16 protein-coding genes are annotated in these 19,731 nt (G+C 39.3%); all 16 read left to right on the top strand.

What is annotated here, in order from left to right; all coding sequences use genetic code 11:
- The first annotated feature begins 137 nt into the window (after nucleotides 1-137).
- The 16 genes from EDD70_RS09055 (at nucleotide 138) to EDD70_RS08980 (ending at nucleotide 19,634) form a co-directional block, all read left to right on the top strand.
- Complete coding sequence (locus tag EDD70_RS09055) at nucleotides 138-1,571, top strand: sulfatase-like hydrolase/transferase (RefSeq protein ID WP_092750877.1); 1,434 nt, start codon at nucleotides 138-140, stop codon at nucleotides 1,569-1,571.
- A gap of 20 nt (nucleotides 1,572-1,591) precedes the next feature.
- On the top strand, nucleotides 1,592-2,746 hold the full coding sequence (locus EDD70_RS09050) for a class II fructose-bisphosphate aldolase (RefSeq protein ID WP_092750879.1): 1,155 nt from the start codon (nucleotides 1,592-1,594) through the stop codon (nucleotides 2,744-2,746).
- A 163-nt stretch (nucleotides 2,747-2,909) separates the two neighbouring features.
- Nucleotides 2,910-3,695, top strand: coding sequence for a sulfite exporter TauE/SafE family protein (locus EDD70_RS09045; RefSeq protein WP_092750881.1), 786 nt, complete (start codon nucleotides 2,910-2,912; stop codon nucleotides 3,693-3,695).
- Nucleotides 3,696-3,856: 161 nt separating this feature from the next.
- Nucleotides 3,857-5,326 (top strand): sulfatase family protein, encoded by a 1,470-nt coding sequence (locus tag EDD70_RS09040; protein ID WP_092750883.1) that lies wholly within the window; start codon nucleotides 3,857-3,859, stop codon nucleotides 5,324-5,326.
- A gap of 51 nt (nucleotides 5,327-5,377) precedes the next feature.
- Entirely contained in the window at nucleotides 5,378-5,623 is a 246-nt protein-coding gene (locus EDD70_RS09035) for a polysaccharide deacetylase family protein (protein WP_123811031.1), read from the top strand.
- Nucleotides 5,624-6,028: 405 nt separating this feature from the next.
- Nucleotides 6,029-6,763 carry an MBL fold metallo-hydrolase gene (locus tag EDD70_RS09030; RefSeq protein ID WP_092750887.1) on the top strand — a complete coding sequence of 245 codons (735 nt, stop codon included), beginning with the start codon at nucleotides 6,029-6,031 and terminating at the stop codon, nucleotides 6,761-6,763.
- 12 nt (nucleotides 6,764-6,775) lie between these two features.
- Nucleotides 6,776-10,285 carry an outer membrane protein assembly factor BamB family protein gene (locus EDD70_RS09025; protein ID WP_092750889.1) on the top strand — a complete coding sequence of 1,170 codons (3,510 nt, stop codon included), beginning with the start codon at nucleotides 6,776-6,778 and terminating at the stop codon, nucleotides 10,283-10,285.
- A 28-nt stretch (nucleotides 10,286-10,313) separates the two neighbouring features.
- Complete coding sequence (locus EDD70_RS09020; protein ID WP_092750891.1) at nucleotides 10,314-11,000, top strand: MgtC/SapB family protein; 687 nt, start codon at nucleotides 10,314-10,316, stop codon at nucleotides 10,998-11,000.
- A gap of 108 nt (nucleotides 11,001-11,108) precedes the next feature.
- Nucleotides 11,109-11,819: a GntR family transcriptional regulator gene (locus EDD70_RS09015; RefSeq protein WP_092750893.1), complete on the top strand. Its 711-nt coding sequence runs from the start codon at nucleotides 11,109-11,111 to the stop codon at nucleotides 11,817-11,819.
- Between the two features lie 81 nt (nucleotides 11,820-11,900).
- Nucleotides 11,901-12,842, top strand: coding sequence for a carbohydrate ABC transporter permease (locus EDD70_RS09010; RefSeq protein ID WP_242943053.1), 942 nt, complete (start codon nucleotides 11,901-11,903; stop codon nucleotides 12,840-12,842).
- Nucleotides 12,843-12,844: 2 nt separating this feature from the next.
- The gene (locus EDD70_RS09005; RefSeq protein WP_242943054.1) at nucleotides 12,845-13,690 is read left to right on the top strand and encodes a carbohydrate ABC transporter permease; all 846 of its coding nucleotides are present in this window, start codon (nucleotides 12,845-12,847) and stop codon (nucleotides 13,688-13,690) included.
- Between the two features lie 56 nt (nucleotides 13,691-13,746).
- Complete coding sequence (locus tag EDD70_RS09000; protein WP_092750895.1) at nucleotides 13,747-15,042, top strand: ABC transporter substrate-binding protein; 1,296 nt, start codon at nucleotides 13,747-13,749, stop codon at nucleotides 15,040-15,042.
- A 76-nt stretch (nucleotides 15,043-15,118) separates the two neighbouring features.
- A complete protein-coding gene (locus EDD70_RS08995; protein WP_092750897.1) occupies nucleotides 15,119-15,871 on the top strand; it encodes a sugar isomerase domain-containing protein in 753 nt (250 codons plus the stop codon).
- A gap of 11 nt (nucleotides 15,872-15,882) precedes the next feature.
- Nucleotides 15,883-16,842, top strand: a complete 960-nt coding sequence (locus EDD70_RS08990) for an N-acetylglucosamine kinase (protein WP_162840759.1) — start codon at nucleotides 15,883-15,885, stop codon at nucleotides 16,840-16,842.
- The gene (locus EDD70_RS08985) at nucleotides 16,836-17,576 is read left to right on the top strand and encodes a sugar isomerase domain-containing protein (RefSeq protein WP_092750902.1); all 741 of its coding nucleotides are present in this window, start codon (nucleotides 16,836-16,838) and stop codon (nucleotides 17,574-17,576) included. The genes EDD70_RS08990 and EDD70_RS08985 overlap by 7 nt, the downstream gene beginning before the upstream one ends.
- Nucleotides 17,577-17,606: 30 nt before the next feature.
- Entirely contained in the window at nucleotides 17,607-19,634 is a 2,028-nt protein-coding gene (locus EDD70_RS08980) for a DUF6259 domain-containing protein (RefSeq protein WP_092750904.1), read from the top strand.
- The last annotated feature ends 97 nt before the right edge of the window (nucleotides 19,635-19,731 follow it).

Raw genomic sequence — 19,731 nt, 5'->3', positions numbered from 1 at the left:
GTTTGTTATCCAAACTGATTCGAATTTGTGATATGCTGAAAATAATAAGACTACTGTATAATTTATAAAATTTAATATTGAGTTTTACAAGGCGTTTTTAAATAATATCAATTGGGTAAGAAGGAGCGATGTAAGCAATGGGCAGGCCGAATATACTATTAATTACAACCGACCAGCAACGGTTTGATACAATTGCAGCATTAGGAAACCGCGAAATCTTTACACCGCATTTAAATTGGTTAGTTGATGAGGGAATTGCATTTACCCGCTGTTATTCCGATTGCCCAGTATGCATGCCTGCAAGAGCAACCATAATGACGGGGTTATCTGCCTATCATCACGGTTTAGTTGGTAACCACAACGATTGCCTTCCTATGAAAGATAGGGCAACACTTGCCTCTTTACTTACTCAGTCCGGGTACCAAACAAGGGCAGAAGGTAAGTTGCATTTCAACCCAATGCGTACAACCTATGGTATTGAGCACGCAGACCTTCCCATGGATTATTTTAATGAAATGCGAAAGCACGGTAAAGTTTCATGCAGGGCTCATGGTGTAGGCGAAAATGAGATGGAGCCTGTCGTCAATTCGGTTGATGAAAGTGATTCTCTTACCCACTGGACAGTTGAAAAATCGGTGGACTTTTTAGAAAACCGTGACCCTACGCGTCCATTTTTTCTTTGGACAAGCTTTACGAAACCTCATCCTCCGTTTGACCCTTGCCGTTCGTATTGGGAGCTTTATAAAGATGCCCCCATATCGCCCCCGGTTGTGGGTGATTGGTCACAAGACGGCAATAACATCCCGCTTGGTTTTTACGAGCCGACGTTTCAGCTCAATAACATTTGGCGGATGTCAGACTATCAAAAGCAGCAAATAAAGCGTGCATACTACGCTTGTATTACTCAGATCGATTACAACTTGGGCATTCTTTTTGCAAGAATGCGAGAGCTTGATTTGTTGGAAAACACTTGGATTCTCTTCACATCAGACCATGGGGAGATGTTGGGAGACCATAATATGGGGGCAAAAAGCGTTTTTCTTGAAGGGTCGGCGCATATCCCCTTTATCATCAAGCCTCCTGCAAAATTCGGTGAATCACATCCTCATTATGCGGGTGTACGCTGTGATAAGCTGATTACTCTTGCAGATTTAATGCCAACAATCCTTTCCATTTGTTCGGTACAAGGTACAGAATGTTTAGACGGAACCAACCTGCTGGAATATATGCACACGGAAGAAGAAAAAACTTTTTACGGTAACTGCGACCATAAATTTTTTGCCGTAATTAAAAACAACTATAAATACACTTGGGCAACAGCGGGTGGAGGTGAGCTGCTTTTTGATTTGGAAAAAGACCCTTATGAGCAGTGCAACCTTGCCGAACAGAAAGATTATAATTTTGTACTAAAAGAATTAAAAGAAATCATGATAAAGGAAATGGAAAAGACATCTCAGCAATGTTTAAAAGATGGCGAACTTGCGCAAAAAACTTGCTTTGATTCACACAAACAGATACCGAGATTCCCCGGTTTCAATACAACTCTCTTTCCGAGAGACTCATTTCATTAAAAATTTAAGGAGAAAATTATATGCCAATTATTCCACTTAGACCTCTGCTCGAAACAGTCAGCAAATATGGTTTTGCACAAGGCGCATTTAACGTGAATGCAGTTGCACAAGCAAAAGCGGTTATCGACGTACACAAAATGTTCCGTTCTGCCGCAATTTTACAAGGTGCAGACCTTGCAAACGGATTTATGGGCGGAAGAACCGATTTTGCCAATGCAACATTAAAGGATAAACAGATTGGTGCAAAACGTATTGCCGATGCTGTTCGTAAATTTGCAGAAGAGGCAGATATTCCGGTAGTTCTTCACCTCGACCATGGCAAGGATTTTGACTCCGTCAAAGCAGCAATTGATAATGGATATTCGTCCGTTATGATTGACGGTTCTTCACTGAGCTTTAACGATAATATTGAGCTAACACGTGAGGTTGTAAAATATGCACATGCAAGAGGCGTTTCGGTTGAAGGCGAACTGGGCGTTCTCGCCGGTGTAGAAGATCGTGTCTTTGCAGCAAATTCTACCTATACCAACCCGATGAGTGTGGTTGAATTCTTTAGAAAAACAGAGGTAGACTGCCTTGCAATTTCTTACGGAACTATGCATGGGGCAAGCAAAGGCAAAGATGTAAAACTGCGTAAAGAAATTGCAATTGCTTGTACCGAAAACCTGCGCCACGAAGGTATTTTCGGCGTATTGGTTTCACATGGTTCATCTACAGTACCTCAATATATTGTCGATGAGATCAATAAATTAGGCGGTAATATTCAAAATGCATACGGTATTCCTATCAGTGAGTTGAAATCGGTTATCCCTTACGGTATTGGTAAAATCAACGTTGATACCGATATCCGCTTAGCTGTTACCCGTAATATGTGGGAATTGTTCAAGAATCGCCCCGAGCTGCAAAAAAGTGAATCAATCGGTGCAATTTACAGCTCACTGTGTGAGAAAAATAATCAGTTTGACCCAAGAGCATTTCTGCCGCCGATTATGGATACTGTTACTACAGGTATTATCCCCAACGATGACGTAGCAGCCATTGTTGATTGTGTAGAGCGCGGTGTTAAAGAAGTTGTTGGTACTCTGATTGTAGAGTTCGGCTCAGTTGGCTACGCTAGCAAAGTAGAGCGCGTTTCTTTAGAAGAAATGGCTGATCGCTATAAAACAAATAAATGAGCAATATAAGTCAAAAGGAGTTCTCTTATTCATGTCTGTGTTATGTTTGCTGAAAGCGTAATTTTAGTTTTAATTTATAATAGATTTTTCGACAGTTTGTGATGTAATCAGATGATTGTAATTTAAAATTGAGGATAACACAAGATTTGATGGGAGGATAAGAATGGAATATATAATTTATTTTATTATTGCAATAGGTGCAACTACAGCAGGAGCAATGACCGGTATGGGCGGCGGCGTAATTATTAAACCGGTGCTGGATGTTTTAAATCAATATGATGTTGCTACAATCGGCATGCTATCGTGTATAACAGTTTTTGCAATGGCAATTGTTTCGGTTATGAAACAAATTCAGCAAAAAGTGAAAATCAGCGTTAAAACTGCCTTGCCGCTTTCGATAGGTTCTGTTATGGGGGGGAATATAGGGCAGGTCATTCTTACTGCAATTATTGCCCGCTTAGGCAATAATCAAATTGTTTTGGTAGTGCAAAATATTCTGCTTGCTTTACTTATTATTGCTGTGTTTTTTTACATGCTGTACAAGAATAAAATTAAAACTTTGGGTTTAAGCGGTATAATTCCATCCCTGGTGGCGGGTACATTTTTGGGGTTTATTTCATCCTTTTTAGGTATAGGCGGCGGCCCTATTAATGTTGCATTGCTTATATTTTTATTTTCTTTCGGGACAAAAACAGCAACCGTTTATTCCATCGTTACGATTTTATTTGCACAAATATCAAAATTGTTTTCAGTGGCATTTTCTACAGGTTTCGCCGTGTATAATTTATCGATGCTGCTGCCGATGGTAGTTGGCGCAATTTTGGGCGGTTTTATAGGCTCTTGGCTTAATAAAAAGCTGTCCGAAAAAACGGTAGAAATATGTTTTAATGGGGTACAGGTTTTGGTATTTACAATATGCATTTTTAATATTGTAAAAAACATTATATAAACACCAAATAATTAAGAAGTTTTGCAGTACAGGCAGCATGTTTACCCTCAAATTGGTAGAACTCCCCTTGTTGGGTGTAAATTTCTTTGTGAAGAGGTATCGAGGAATATAAAAGGATCTTTATTCAAAAATTTAAAATTTGTAATAGATAGGGGTATCTTATGAATTTTGTATTCTTTTTCCCCGATGAAATGAGTGCATCATCTGTTTCATGTTATGGAAATAGTCACGTTCAAACACCTAATATGGATAAAATAGCGTCTGAAGGGGTTCGCTTTGAACATTGCATTGTACAGAACCCTGTTTGCTCTCCCTCCAGATGCAGCATGATGACAGGTACCTATGTGCACAACCACGGGCACCGCACTTTGTGGCACTTGCTTCAACCCGAAGAACCAAGCCTTTTTCGTTACCTGAAAAATTCCGGTTACGATATTGCATGGTTTGGAAAAAACGATTTATACAGCGATGCATATTTGGATGAAGTATGCAACAATATTAAGGAAAAACGGGCAAAAAAAGAGTTTATTCCCTCACGCCCGCATGAAGGTGTACTTTCTAACGAGAATGCATTTTCTACGGCAGATGATGAATATTACTCTTTTCTGTTCAAACCGTCTTCTCCTCAAGGGGAAGATATGCCATTGGATATTGATGTAGGCAGAGGAATTGATTTTCTGAAATCACGAAAAAAGGGTGATAAACCTTTTATGCTCTTTTTGCCTATTGAATTGCCACACCCGCCTTATACAGTTATGGATCGGTTTTATAATAAATACGACCCTGCTGTGGTAGGTGAAGATTTGATGGAGCCACTGGAAAAAAAGCCATCTTACGAAGAATTAATACGTAAATATCGCAATTTAGACAAGCTGCCGCGTGAATTTTTCGCAAAAATTTATGCAGTGTATCTTGGAATGGTAAGCTATGTAGATTATTTGCTGGGAGAACTCAATAAAACGTTAGAAGAATGCGGTTTGGCCGATGACACAACAGTTATCATATCGTCTGACCACGGCGATTGGCATGGAACCAGACATTTGGTGGAAAAATGGCCAAATGCAATGGATGACGAGATTGTGCGCGTTCCGCTCATTATCAAAACTCCAAATGGTACAAAAGGGCATGTTGTAAAAGAACAAACAGCACTTTTTGATATTATGCCAACTATATTGGAACTTGCAGGTATAAAAGCAGAGCATACGCATTTTGCTCAATCACTGGTGCCACAGCTTCAAGGTGCAAATGGAGATAAAAACAGGGCAGTATTCTGCGAGGGCGGGTACGATATGCACGAACCAAATTGCTTTGAGGGCTGGAGAGGAAGAACGACTTGTGGAGCAAACCCCTTAAATGTATATTATCCTAAACAAAGAATGCAGCAAGAGCACCCCGAATCTGTTTGCCGTACTACCATGATCCGCACACTGGAATACAAATTGGTGCGCAGAACATCAGGGGAAAATGAACTGTACAATCTTTGTGAAGATCCTAAAGAAACGCAAAATTGCTATCATGATGAATCGTATCGCGAGATAAGACTCGAATTAGAAGAAAAAATGCTGGATTGGTATCAGCGTACTTCAGACACTGTTCCATATAGAGAAGACTTTCGATTCTTTGGGCATTGAATGAATCTGCATCACACGTGTTTTTTCAAGTACTGCTGCGTGTTGGACTTTGTGTGGGATAGTGACTCGCGTGACTGGAAAAACCCCTCTGCTGAAGAAATGACAAAAAGAGTAGTAGACAATGTGCAAAACGGCAGTATTACTTTATTTCATGTAGGTAAAAAGAATACTGTGGAAGCATTGCCTGAAATTATTCGCAGACTTAAGGAAAAAGGATACAGTTTCAAATTGGTTGGTGAAATGATTTACTACGATAATTTCGATATAGACGTACAGGGGAGGCAGCACAAACAATAATCTGCAAATTGTGTAAGCCAATTTTGTCCCTCATACAATTTAAAAAGTGAAAAGCAAAAGATTCGTCTATAACAAGAGCAGCTTTTACTGTAGGTTGAAAAACCAGCAGCAAAGGCTGTTTTTTGTTGCCTTAATTAAGCAGTTAATTTATAAATTAAAGTTAAAATGTTTTATTCGACTGAAATTTTGTTGTTAAAAGATAAAGGCATGTAATGATTCAAACTAACAAACATGTTATAAATATGGATAACAAGCATTATGGAACTAGCTTATAAAATGGAAGCTAATATTGTTCAATAAGTAAAAAATATATAAAACAGTTAATCTTATATTGAAATAAACTAGATACAATGTTATTATAACAACATAATCAGTATGACAACATAATGAGTTGGAGGACGAGAAATGGAGCTTGTAGTATTAGGAAATAACGGAACCTGTCCCATCAAAGACGGTGCTTGTTCTTCTTTTTTGTTACTTACCGGCACACAAAAAATTTTATTAGATGCGGGTAACGGAAGCGCTGCCAAACTCCAACATGTATGCAACCTTAAAGATTTGGACGTTATTATTATTTCTCACCTGCACTTCGACCATATGGCAGATTTATTTTGTATTAAATATGCTTTAGAAACCAGAAAGTCTTTGGGGGAAGAAATTCAACCTATCGAACTTATCATGCCTGCGGCACCGCAGTGGATGTTAGATGAAATAGCAACAAACCATGTATTTCATATTACATCAATCTATGATGGCATGGTACTTGATAAAGCAGGTGTTCAATATAAATTTTCGGAGGTAAAACACTTTGGCAATTCGTTTGCTGTAAAAGTTGAAAATGCCGGAAAATCGCTTGTGTATTCAGGCGATAGCGCACAGTGTACCGCACTTGAAATGTTATCTTGCAATGCAGATGTTTTACTTTGTGAATCAACCATCTTTGAAGATATTGACGATACCAGAACCGACCATCATATGACGGTAACACAGGCTGCAAATATTGCAAAAAATGCACAAGTAAAACGGTTGCTGCTTACACATTTTTTTACTCCGCAAAAGGCGGATCAATACGAGAAAAAAGCAAAACAGATTTTTCAAAACGCTGAGTCTACAGAAATTCTTAAAAAATTTATAATATAAGGATGGTTAAAGATGAATACGTTGCTAAAAAAACTAGTCTGTTTTTGTTTGATAGTTGTTATTAGTGGAACGTGTATTCCATCTGCTTATGCAGCACAGGTAAGCAACTATAGCGCAGAAGAATATTTAACTTCGTATCAACTCTCGCATTGGAGTATTGAAAAAGGTAAAATCAATTCAGGAAAAAACTCTTTTTTAGATTTAGAAGATCGCCAAGCTTTAGAAGTAGCATCTGTAGCAGGTGCAATAGAAAGCTTGGGTACTTTTGCAGTTACTTCAAACGCCTCACCGCAAACAATAACATTATCCGTAACCGCGAAAGCATCCAGTCCTGTTACAGGCGATGTTTTAATCTTTAATCCCAGTACAAATCAGTATCAATCGGTAGGAAGTATAAATTTTACCACGCAATATACTGTAAAAACATTTACGCTCCCTCAGGCAGATATGTTTGTACAAGCAGACCAGGTTCAGGTGAAAATAAGCATTCAATCATCTATGGATATTCAACTTTCACTTGATAATATCTCATTAACTGGTGCTGCAAAAGCAAGTTCCAATCATACAGTTTATAGTTACGACGTTACTTCTGTAACCCTTGAAACGGGTACAGAAACAACATCAAATTCTGTAAACTTAAAAGACAGGGATAATAAATATTATTCCGTCAGCTCTGTTTCAAATAAAGTGGCGTGGTATACTTCTCTGTTTCTTGACTGTGCCAAGTCATCTGTGCAGAGCCTGGAAATAGAATACGACGGAAAAACAAGCATAGATGCAAATGACCTTTGGATTTCGATATTTCGCTTTGATACAAACAATTGGGAAACGGTAGCAGTGTCAGATTGTAAAACAACGGCATCAAACAAAACAGTTGTTTTATCTGCTCCAACTAGGTTGTCCAGCTGGATTTCAGATGATGGAGAAGTGAGAATTCGTCTATATAATTCGGCAACCAAAAGTTTTACCAGAGATACCGATTATCTTCATTTAAATGTCTATCATCAAACGGCGGAAAATGTAAAAAAATTTGCTGCCGATACAATTATTACAGAATATGGCAGTATTATAGGTGGCAACGAAACAAGTATTACCGCAAAAGATGCAGATTTTTTAAAGCTTAGTTCTGATGCCGCAAATAAAATAGCTTTTCAAAGCAAATTTAATGTTGGAATTGCTGCCGACCAAGTTTACGCTGTTACTGTTAGTATAAACACCAGTGTAGATAATTCAGCAAATAACCAGTACATTTCACTGTATAATTATGATACCGATAAATTTAACGTATTTAGAACATCTATGGTATCGGATAAGGATGAAACGCTTCGTTTTACTGTTACCGACCCTATGGAATTGAGCCGATATATTTCTGCGGAAGGGGAGGTAACTGCAAGAATTTACAATTCAGCTGTACGCTCTTTTACCAGAAAAGTGGATTATGTAGAGCTCCTTGTAGAGTATGGAACATTTGAGGGCTTTGAAATTGCGCAAATTTCAGATGTTCACGAGCTGATTGGCAGCAGCAATTTTAAAAGTATTATTAACGAAATCAATACAAAGGTACAGCCTGATTTCACCATTGTAACAGGTGATATTACGGACCACGGAACCCCCGAGCAATACGAACTATACAAAAAAGATAAGACTTTATTTACAAACCCTGTTTACACTACACCGGGCAACCACGATGTGCGCTGGTGGAACTCTAATGGCAAAAACGATTTTAAAAATCGCATAGGGCCTTTATACCAATCGTTTGACCATAAGGGTGTACATTTTGTTTTGTTAGATTCTACAGTAAACTTGGAATTAGACGGCAAAATAAATAAAGCCCAGTTAGAGTGGCTGAAAGCTGACTTAAACACCATCCCGAAAGAGATGCCGGTCATACTGTTCGCCCACCATCCGTTTAAAATTAACAATAATGTTACTGCAAGGCATGAACTTTTAAATGCAGTAAAAGAAAATAATGTAATTGCCTATATGTCAGGGCATCTTCATTATTATGGAAATGTTATAGAAGATGGAGTTCCTGTAAATTATATTACATATGTAAAAGATAACCCCGAACAAAATTATGTTACTATACGCTTTACAGGCAAAAATTATTATATTTACAAATGCAAAGCGTCCGATGGCAGCAAAAAGCTTTGGTTATCAGGTACTATGAATAACACGCGCAAAACAAAGTTTACAATCGAATCTGCTATACCGGACGCAAACGGTAATGTTACTGTAAATGTAGCTGTTACGCAAGCACCGGACGGTATTTCTTCTGTAAAAGCACGAATTGACAATTATGGCAACTACACTTTGTTAACAAAAGATAAAGAAAACCACTGGGTAGGTACTATTTCTATATCCGATTATGCACCTAAAATACCGTATGGTAAGCATTTTGTTGGTGTAGAAGTATTTGATGGTAAGCAAAACAAATGGACAAATTATATGGATTACGAGTGGGAAGGAGGCTCTGTAACTACAAACTGGATTTTTGAAACAAGTGATATGATACAATCCTCTGCAACAGCATGGCAAGACAAGGTTTATGTTGGCTCCAACGATGGAAACTTATATTGTATTAGTGATACCACAGGCAGCCTAAACTGGAAGTTCTCCTGCCAAGACGGTGTTACCTCCAAACCGGCTGTTTTTACATCGAACGGAAGAACCATGATACTTTTTGGGTCAAACGATAAAAAACTATATTCTGTCGATGCACAAAGCGGTCAGCTCAACTGGAGTTTTACAACAGGGGGCAGCGTAATATCCGACCCTGTTGTTGAAGGGACTAAGGTGGTATTCGGTGCAGGAGACGGTAAAATTTATGCACTGGATGCAAGCACCGGAACTATGATTTGGAGCTATCAAACAAATGGTCTTATCCGTCAGCAGCCAGCCATAAAAGACGGTGTGGTGTATGCATTTGTACGAGATACTTATATCTGGTATGCAATTAACTTGGAGGACGGCAGCCTTAAATGGAGAGGCAATGCGAACACAGATGAATCTTTGTTTGTTTGCGGAGATGTAAGGCCAACAATCGCACAAAACAAGCTTTGGTGTATAGATGCACAAAACACCAGACCGGGCTATTTAAATATGACAAACGGTGTGTTGGAGTGGACATCCGATACAATTCAAAAGGTATCATCCAGAGGTATGGCTACCGATGGAAGTTTAGTGTTCTACACAGGGAATAATGGAAGAAACCTCTATGCAATCAATGCGGCAGATAATTCAACCGTTTGGACTGCGGACCTAAGACATGACGGAAAAGACGGAGATTTGCAAGAAATGCAGATTGATAGCGGGCTAATCTACCATGAGGGGATTCTCTTGCGCGTGGCAGAACGGGGGCGTATTTCCGGCATAGATCCTTTAAACGGGAAGGTGCTTTTTCATTACGATGCCGCAGGATACCCTGAAAGGGTATTTTGGTCGACACCGGAGGTAGCGGGTAATCGTATTTATATCTCAGGCATAGACGGGAAACTTTACAGTATCACTTATCCAAAATAAACCGGTTTGAGCAGAGTATTAATTAGCTATGTTTAATGATTTAAGAGAGTTAACGTTGCTTTCAGCGCTGGTTCGAGTGTTTCTTGCACTGTTTATTGGTGGAATTCTTGGATTAGAGCGCGGAAGAAAAAACCGCCCTGCAGGGCTGAGAACCTATATGCTGGTTTGCCTAGGGGCAACGTTGGTAATGATGACCAACCAATATGTATACCAAATTTTTGGAACGGGAGATTTGGTACGTATGGGTGCCCAAGTTGTTAGCGGAATTGGCTTTTTGGGGGCAGGTACGATTATTATTACAAGGCACAACCAAATCAAAGGGCTGACTACGGCGGCAGGCCTATGGACTGCTGCCTGCATAGGCCTGGCATTAGGGATTGGATATTATGAAGGAGCCATCATTGGAGGGCTTGCTGTTATTCTTGTAATTTCTTTTCTCCATGGAATCGACAATGCTTTAAAAATGCATTCAAGCTACGTTGATTTGTACTTGGAATTTGACTCCCAAATGCGCATCAGCAATTTTTTTGAGTTTGCAAGAGAAAATAACTTTTATGTTTCAAGAGTAGAAATGAATGAGTTTCGGCAATCTGACGGTCACTGTATCAGCGTAATTATAACTGTAAAAAGCTTGGAAAAACGCTCTCATCAAGAGGTGGTAAGTTTGCTTAGTTCTGCGCCTCACCTGAGATATATTGAAGAAATTACCCTTTAAGGTGTTTATTATCTCTTGTTTTAGCTGGTAATTAGTGTATATTTATAGGAGAAATAAGAATCTGTTTTGTATGGATTCAAAAATATCATACAGAAAAGGTGAGGGAGTATGAAAGCATTGCCGCGATATCAGCAGGTGATGAACTATTATCAATCGTTGATTGAATCCGGGCAGCTGATAGAGGGAGATAAGATGCCTACTGAAGAGGAAATGTGTAAACTTTTTAATGTCAGCCGAATTACAGTGCGCCGTGCATTGGATGGTTTAACGCAAGAAGGATATATTTATAAGCTTCAGGGAAAAGGCAGTTATGTTACGGTTAAAAAAACAGATATGCAGTTAAACCGCTTGCAGGGATTCAGCGAAGAAATGAAAAGCCTGGGGCTAGAGCCTTCGACAATCTTGCTTTCTTTAGAAATTAAAGAGCCTACAGAGTCTGTGGCTGCTGAATTAATGATAGAAAGCAACCAAAAAGTATATTGCATAGAACGTTTGAGATGTGCCGATGGCATACCAATTGCAATAGAGCATGTGCATATAGCATTCTTTCGCTTTCCGGGGTTAGACCGTTACGATTTAACGAAGTCTTTATATGAAATTTTAAAATATAACTATGGTTGCGAAAAAAAGAAGGCGGTACAGTGCATTAAAGCTTGCTCTGCACCCAATGATGTTGCAAATCTTTTAAAAATTAAGCCGGGCAAAGCAGTTTTGCAAATTACACGTACAACCTTCGAACAGGATGGAATACCATTTGAATATGTTAAATCAATCTATCGGGGTGATAAATACCAGTTTAATGTAACAATCAATCAATAAAAAATTAATCTTAAAAAAGCGGTTCAACTTTTTTTCATCTAACTTGTTATAATATCATAACGAATAAAAGGGAGTGTTGTTTTGAATTCACTGATACAAAAAACTACCAAGAGTACCTCAAAAAAGATTTGTAAACGTAATAAACTGAGTTTAAAACAAAAAGAAGCTGCCGCAGGTTGGCTTTTTGTTTCACCTGCATTGATCGGGTTTACGATTTTCACATTCAGCTCGATACTAAGGTCTTTGTATTATTCTTTTACAGAATGGGATTTATTGACACCGCCAAAGTGGGTGGGGCTTGAAAACTTTAAAAGGGTTTTTCAGGACAAGTACTTTTATCAATATATGGGCAATACGCTCTATTTTGTAGTTTTATTAGTGCCCATTGTTTTAGTTGTCTCATTAATGCTGGCAATTTTTATTAATAAAAAGACAAAAGGAATGGTAAAAGCATACCGTGCTGCACTGTTTTTACCGTCTATTACTTCTACGGTAGCAATCAGCATGGTTTGGTTGTGGATTTTTAACCCCGATATGGGATTGCTGAACAACTTTTTATTTGTATTGGGCTTTGATACCGTACCCCAATGGCTGGCAAGTACCGTATGGAGCAAGCCTGCGCTGGTAATTATGCGAGTTTGGCAGATGGGCGGCTACTATATGCTTATGTTTTTATCTGGTTTGCAAACCATTCCAGAAACTCTTTACGAAGCTGCCGATGTAGATGGCGCAAACAAGGTACAGCAATTTTTTAAAATAACGATTCCTATGCTGTCCAACACATTCTTTGTAGTAGCTATTTTGTTGGTAATTGAAGCTTTCAATATGTTTGAAAGTATTTTTATTATGACAGAAGGCGGGCCTCTCGGCTCGACCAGCACCATTATGTATTACATATACGAAAAAGCCTTTAGCTTTTACGAAATGGGCTATGCATCAGCATTGGCTTGGGTGTTCTTTATTATTATTCTCATTGTAACCTTGGTACAATATCGATTCAGAAACGAACAGGGGGGCGAATAAATTTGCAGGTACAACCTTATAAAAAAAGTAAAAATTTCATTTACCACACAATCATGATAATTCTATCTCTTATTATGATTTATCCTTTTGTTTGGTCTACATTATCTTCATTTAAGACAATCGATCAACTCTACACAGGTAATCCCTTAAATATTCTTCCGCGCCCTTTTACGCTTGAAAATTACAAGCGGCTTTTTGAAGTACTTCCATTTGGCAAGTTTATACTTAACTCGATTGTTTTATCAATTGCAATTCCATTTTCTATGATTGTCATTGCATCCATAACAGCGTATGCATTAACTCGTTTGAATTTTAAGGGAAGAAATATTATCTTTCTGGCATTTATTGCAACAATGATGATACCAAGCCACGTTACCTTAATACCAAACTATAAAACAATAGTAGATTTAAACCTTTATAATACCTATACCGCATTGTTTTTAACCAGTATGTTTACTGCAACCAATGCCTTTAACATCTTTTTCTTTCGGCAGTTTTTCTTAAGCATTCCAAAAGATTTAGAGAACGCTGCCATTATTGACGGATGCTCTCGAATAAGAATCTTTTTCAAAATTATATTACCAAATTCTAAGCCCGCCATTGCTACAACAGCAATTCTAAGCTTTAGAACCGTTTGGAACCAGTTTCTTTGGCCTATGATTGTCATCAACGATTTTGACAAAATGACGCTGACTGTGGGACTGAAATATTTAAAAGAGTGGGATTCTAACTGGGCGGTTCTTCTTGCAGGTGCAACTATTAGTATTGTACCGATTATTTTAGTGTTTTTTGCTTTCCAAAAGTATTTTATATCTTCATCTATGAACGCAGGTTTTGGCGGTAGATAGCTTGTTGGTTCCCCATTACGGGTAATTATAAAAATAAATTATACGGAGGAAGAAACATGAAAAAATCATTTTTCTCTAAGCTAACTGTATTGATTTTAGCGCTGGTTATGGTGTTCAGTTTGGCAGCTTGCGGCGGAAAACCTGCTTCTGCACCCGAAGGCACGTCAAAACAAGATGCAGCTTCACCTGGAGTACAGACGCTAAAAGTTTATACTTGGTGGGACATTACAAAAGTTGAGCATCTTAAGAAGATGAAAGAGGATTTTGAAGCAGAAAACCCGGATATTAAACTTGAGTTTATTACCATCCCGAGCAAATATGCAGACACTATGGTAACCAAACTGGCAGGCGGTGAAATCCCTGACGTGATGATGCTTGCTATGGACCAAATCCCCAGATACGCATTGTCCGGTATGCTGCTTCCGTTAGACGATATGGCTTCTCAAGATTACAAAGATTCTTTGTATCCTGTTGTTAAAGACGCTTTAACGGTACAGGGCACTATGTATGCAGCAGCAAGAGACGTTACGCCCAAAGTAATGTATCTCAACACAAAAATGTTTGCAGAGGCAGGCATTGAAATCCCGGCAGACAACTGGACTCTTGAAGAGTTTACAGATATTGCAAAAAAACTTACAAAAGGCACTGGAGCAGAAAGCCAATGGGGTTACTACTGGAAAAACTACACCGACCAAACATATGCACTCATGGCAAGCTTTGGCGGTAAATTGTATTCAGATGACGGCAAAAGCAGTGTACTTTCAACCGATGAAAAAACTATGGAAGCATTAAAATATATGTATGATTTGTACAATACCTATAAAGTTTGCCCATCGGCAGCACAGGCATCACAGTTTGGCGACAGCGAGTTTTCGCCCTTTATGGCAAATAAAGTTGCAATGCAGATAGGCGCACTATCTACAGCTTCTACCTTTGATGCAAACGGCACAGAATACACAGTATTGCCTATGCCTTCTGTTGATGGTGTAAGCAGAACATCTTCTTTTGTTAACTCATGGGTTATTCCAAAAGCTGCAAAAAATCCGGATTTATCTTGGAGAGTAGTCGAATTTCTCTCTGGTAAACAAGGGCAGCAAATTGCTTTGGATATGAATTACGGTCTTCCTGCATCCAAAGAAGTTGATACCACAGCATTTGAAGCAAAAACACCCTATAACAAATATTTTGTTCAGGCATTAGAAGCTGCTGTACCGTTCCCTGTAAACTTGAACGGTGCCGGTTTCCAAACAATGTTCCAAAAAGAATGTGAAGCTCTTTGGGCAGGCGCAGTTGCTCCGGAAGATTTTGCGAAAAATGTTGATGCTCAGGCAAAACAAATTTTAAGCAAATAATTTTCTGTAACCAAAAGGTGGGGGGCTGAGCAGACTCCTCACCTTTCATAATATAACCAATCTATAGGAGATTTGTATGGATACACAACTTATAAACGATGAAGTTTATGTTGAACGTATTTGCCGTATGTTGCAGGATGTCGAAAAAAATGAGTTGCAGGGCATCGGGCAAGCTGCAGCTTGTGCATACCGTTCAATACAAAACGGCGGGCTTCTCCATGTTTTTTCAACAGGTCATTCCCATATGATTGTAGAAGAGATGTTCTACCGTGCCGGCGGGCTAATTCCCATCAACCCGATTCTGGATAACTCGCTCATGCTCCATGAGGGGGCAATATCCAGTACATTTAACGAAAGAATGCCCGGTAAGGCAGAAGAAGTTTTAAGTAAAGCCGGCTTAGCACATGGGGATACGATTATCATTTCATCAAACACCGGTATAAATATAGTGCCGATAGAAGCAGCGCTTTATGCCAAAAAGAAAGGGCTTACCGTTGTAGCGGTTACCTCGCTAGAAACTTCTAAAACTTTAAAACCGCGCCATCCTGATGGTAAAAAACTATATGAAGTGTGCGATATTGTTATTGATAACCACGCACCATTTGGTGATGGCTTGGTAAAGGTACCAAAAAACGGGCAGCCAACAGGCGGCGCATCTACCTTTAGCAGCTTGTTTATTGCCCAAAGAATTGTTTTAAAAATTGAAAACTACTATTTAGAAAATGGAATGCTTCCTCCTATTTATATGAGTGCAAATATACCGGGGGGAGACGAATTTAATGCCGCTGCTGTTGCCGAATATCAAGGAAGAATTAAAGCACTATGCTAAGGAGCAAAAATATGAACTACTATATCGTATGCGATGCAGGAGGAACGAAGGGCGAATTTCTTCTTTTTAACTCTCATGGGATGATTTTGGCAAAATCAAAAAGTTCTGCAGCCAATGCAATATTTACAGGCGAGCAGCAAGCCGTTTATGTTGTAAAAGAAGGGATTCTCACCTGTTTAAAACAGGCAGATTTAGCATTGAAAGATATTACTGAAATAGCGCTTTTTATACCCGGCTTTAAACCATGTTTACATATTTTAAAACAAGAACTGCAGTTTAATAAAATTGAACTGCAGGGTGATGAAGAAAATGCGTTTTATGGGGCGTTAGGCAAGGGGCAGGGCATTGTTGTGCTCAGCGGAACGGGTTCTTTTGCATTGGGTAAAGATTATAAGGGAAACAGAGCAGTCATAGGGGGGTGGGGGCCCTTAATAGGTGATTTTGGCAGTGGATATCATATAGGTATCCTTTGCTTAACCCGCTTGACGCAGCTTTATGATATGCAATTAAAAGGGGGGCTGCTGGAGGAGTTGGTACTGCAAAAGCTGGATATTAAAACCACAGCAGAACTCCGCCATATAGTTTATAAGCAAGATTTTACACGCAGTGCAATTGCAGCCCTTTGCACAATTGTAGCAAAAGCAGCAGAAGAAAATGACCCAACAGCGCAAAAAATTCTACAAGAGGCAGCACAAGAGCTTGTAAACCTTGCTGCTATGGCAGCAGGCAGAATCGACAGCTGCGGGCTTGAAGTTTCGCTTATAGGCGGTGTCTCTAAAATGGGAGAGCTGATTATAAGACCTTTTCAAGATTGCTTGCGTAACATGCTGCCGCAATGCAGCTTTTCACCAAGTAAATATTCCCCTTGTATTGGAGGAGTACTTTATGTTTTAGAAAACAAAGAGGGCTGTGACATACAGAGCCCCCAAATTATAAATAATATACTTAAAGGAGTAAACCTACCATGTTAATGGATCAATATTTTACAGCCATGAAAAGTGTATTGAATAAATTTGAAGAGACTCAACGAGATACCATCATTAAGGTGTCGGATGAGATTGCAAAGCGTCTTGCAAAAGGTGCAGCATGGCATATTATGGACACTGGCCACATGCTTATGTTTGAGGGCGTTGGGCGTACCGGTGGTATGATGGCACTAAAAGCAATCAAAATTACATGCGAAATTCAAAACCCTGTCCGTCACAGACCTTCTCCGGCAAGGGGAATTGTAGGATACGACAGTGTACCTGGTTTTGCAGATTATGTATTAGGACGTGCCAACATTCTTGACGGAGATATTATTATGATTGGTTCAGTTTCGGGATACAACTACTTTCCGGTAGATTTAGCGCTGAAAGCAAACGAAAAAGATTGCCTGACTGTTGCTATTACATCGGTAGATTATTCAAAACACCTTACCTCAAAACATCCTTCCGGCAAACGATTGTTTGAAGCATGCACCTACTGCATCGACAACTGCACTAACTATGGAGACACCCTGGTTGAGGTAAAAGAAATGGGTCAGTCTATCTGTCCGGCAAGCGGTATCAGTGCAAGCTACGCTATGTGGGCAATCCAAAGTACCGTTGTAGAAAAATTATTGGAAATGGGTCTCAAACCAAGTGTATACATATCAAACCATATGCCCAATGCCTCTAAAATTAATGGCGATGCATTAGATAATTACGAGAAATACGGATATTAATAGCAGTTGCTAGTAAAGGATGAATATATCATGCAAATAATAGGAAGTACTTTTAAAGCCGAATTTTCTCTGCAAATTAATAATTTTATTCATTTGGTTCATACCCATACAGGGGATGACTTTATAAAGAGTGTGCCCAATGTACCGTTGATTGCTTTATATGCGCTAGACAAAAGCACAAAAGAAAAGATGGAATTGCTGCCCGCAAAAGGAGAGCCGGCTACAAAAGATGGATATCAGATTGTTACATATAAAACCTTTGGCGGTAGAAAAGTTGAAGTAATTCTTCATCTAAAAGCAAAAGAAGACCGCATGCTTATTTGGGCAGAAATTACCAACGAAGAAACAGAAATAGATATTGTAGAAGTTCTTTGTCCGCACATCAGCGGTATTTATTTGGGCGAGAGCTATGAAGATGATGCTATTATTTACCCCCATCATGCGGGCGAGCGTACACTGAACCCAATTAAAGAATACGGTACCGAAAAAAACCTTGGTTTTTGGCGAGCGGGCAGCGAGCCGTATGGTGATATATTCCGCAGAGAAATAAACTACTGCGGCTTGGCATCTATGAGCTGGATGTATTACTATGACGCACAAAACGGACTTTATATTGGCTCTCATGATGCACGTTATCCAGTAACAGGTATCATCGCAGAGAGTGGAACAGAAAAAACACCTTATATGGGTTTGGGGTTTCGAAAACACCATCGCATCCGCCAAGGCGAAACTTATCATACAGGTGAATACTGCATTGCAGTATCTGAAAAAGACTGGCATTATGGTGCGCAATTGTACCGAGAATACATCGTTCCTCAACTGGATTTAGACCATACGCCTGCTTTTTTGGAAGAGGAATATGCCCTAAACCAATGCTACAACTTTAAGCGTACCGGTGTTGTTGAAAATAAATTCAAGGATATTCCTAAACTATTTGACGAAGGTAAGTCTTGGGGTGTACGGCACATGTTTTTAGCCAGCTGGAACAGAACAGGGTTTGACTCTTACTATCCCGAATACTACCCTGATATGGAGCTTGGCTCTGCTATGGAATTCCGCAGAGGTTTAGAATATGTTCGCAACAACGGCGGCTTTTCTACCTTATACATCAACGCACGTATTTTTGATTTAAAATCGGACTTTCATAAGCTGGTAGGAGAGAATATGGCGCTGCGCGATGCAAAAGGCAACATGCTCTATGAAACTTACGGTCCTGAAAGCTTTACGGTAAGCTGTCCGTCTGACAAGTTGTGGAGAGACTACCTGATTGATACCGCAGAGTTTGCTATGAAAGCCTATGGCTGTGATGGTATTTACCTAGACCAATTGGCATCGGCTGAGCCATTTGCCTGTTATTGTGAAGAGCATAGCCACGAGAATATAGGTGAATTTAACAATGGCTATGTATATGTGCTTAAAGAGCTACTGAGAAGATTAAAAGAATATAACCCCAATGCGTATTTGATGACCGAAAATTGCGGCGATATTTACGGTAGCTATACATGGGGCAATTTAACATGGAACGGCGCAGATTATGATGAGCACTACAATGTGTTTAAATATACTTTCCCTGAATTTGTTCAGGTTAATATGGTAAACCCCAGAGGATGGGAAGAAGATGAGCAAAAGAAATACACTTGGTTCTTTAGAGATATGCAAAGGACCATTTTACTGGGGAATGTCCTCTGGATGGGCATTACCACAAGGCTGACTCCAAACGCAGGCGAGTACCATATCTATGCAAAAGAGGCGCTGTCTTTCAGAAAAAATATCCAGCCTTATCTTCATCACGCACAATTTAAAGATGATTTATGGATTGATTCCATTGCTGAGGGTTGCGATGCAACTTGTTGGGAGCTTGAAGATGGTAAGCTTATGATATTATGCGGTAATGCAGATTTAACAGAAAAAGGCAGTGCAACTGTAAAACTGCCTAAAGCATGCACAAAGCAAACTATTTATGATCTTAGTTGGGCTGCACAAGAGAACAACTTGGCAACAGGGCAGGTTACAATAAACTTAGAAAATCAACGTCTGCTCTGTGTTATTTTTGAATAATGCGACAAGAAAAAAAGGACTGTTTTAAGCAGCTCCGCAATCTATCAAAGAACCACAGTTTTCGCGCGCGAAAACTGTGGTTCTTTGATAGATTGAT

This window comes from Hydrogenoanaerobacterium saccharovorans, assembly GCF_003814745.1.
GTDB classification, from domain to species: Bacteria; Bacillota; Clostridia; order Oscillospirales; family Ruminococcaceae; genus Hydrogenoanaerobacterium; species Hydrogenoanaerobacterium saccharovorans.
This window is presented reverse-complemented; position numbering and strand designations above follow the sequence as displayed.

Coding starts and splice junctions, on each gene's coding strand:
- EDD70_RS09015 (WP_092750893.1), top strand. CDS start 11,109: ATGAAAGCATTGCCGCGATATCAGCAGGTGATGAACTATTATCAATCG.
- EDD70_RS09030 (WP_092750887.1), top strand. CDS start 6,029: ATGGAGCTTGTAGTATTAGGAAATAACGGAACCTGTCCCATCAAAGAC.
- EDD70_RS08995 (WP_092750897.1), top strand. CDS start 15,119: ATGGATACACAACTTATAAACGATGAAGTTTATGTTGAACGTATTTGC.
- EDD70_RS09045 (WP_092750881.1), top strand. CDS start 2,910: ATGGAATATATAATTTATTTTATTATTGCAATAGGTGCAACTACAGCA.
- EDD70_RS08990 (WP_162840759.1), top strand. CDS start 15,883: ATGAACTACTATATCGTATGCGATGCAGGAGGAACGAAGGGCGAATTT.
- EDD70_RS09000 (WP_092750895.1), top strand. CDS start 13,747: ATGAAAAAATCATTTTTCTCTAAGCTAACTGTATTGATTTTAGCGCTG.
- EDD70_RS08980 (WP_092750904.1), top strand. CDS start 17,607: ATGCAAATAATAGGAAGTACTTTTAAAGCCGAATTTTCTCTGCAAATT.
- EDD70_RS09055 (WP_092750877.1), top strand. CDS start 138: ATGGGCAGGCCGAATATACTATTAATTACAACCGACCAGCAACGGTTT.
- EDD70_RS09050 (WP_092750879.1), top strand. CDS start 1,592: ATGCCAATTATTCCACTTAGACCTCTGCTCGAAACAGTCAGCAAATAT.
- EDD70_RS09020 (WP_092750891.1), top strand. CDS start 10,314: ATGTTTAATGATTTAAGAGAGTTAACGTTGCTTTCAGCGCTGGTTCGA.
- EDD70_RS08985 (WP_092750902.1), top strand. CDS start 16,836: ATGTTAATGGATCAATATTTTACAGCCATGAAAAGTGTATTGAATAAA.
- EDD70_RS09025 (WP_092750889.1), top strand. CDS start 6,776: ATGAATACGTTGCTAAAAAAACTAGTCTGTTTTTGTTTGATAGTTGTT.
- EDD70_RS09040 (WP_092750883.1), top strand. CDS start 3,857: ATGAATTTTGTATTCTTTTTCCCCGATGAAATGAGTGCATCATCTGTT.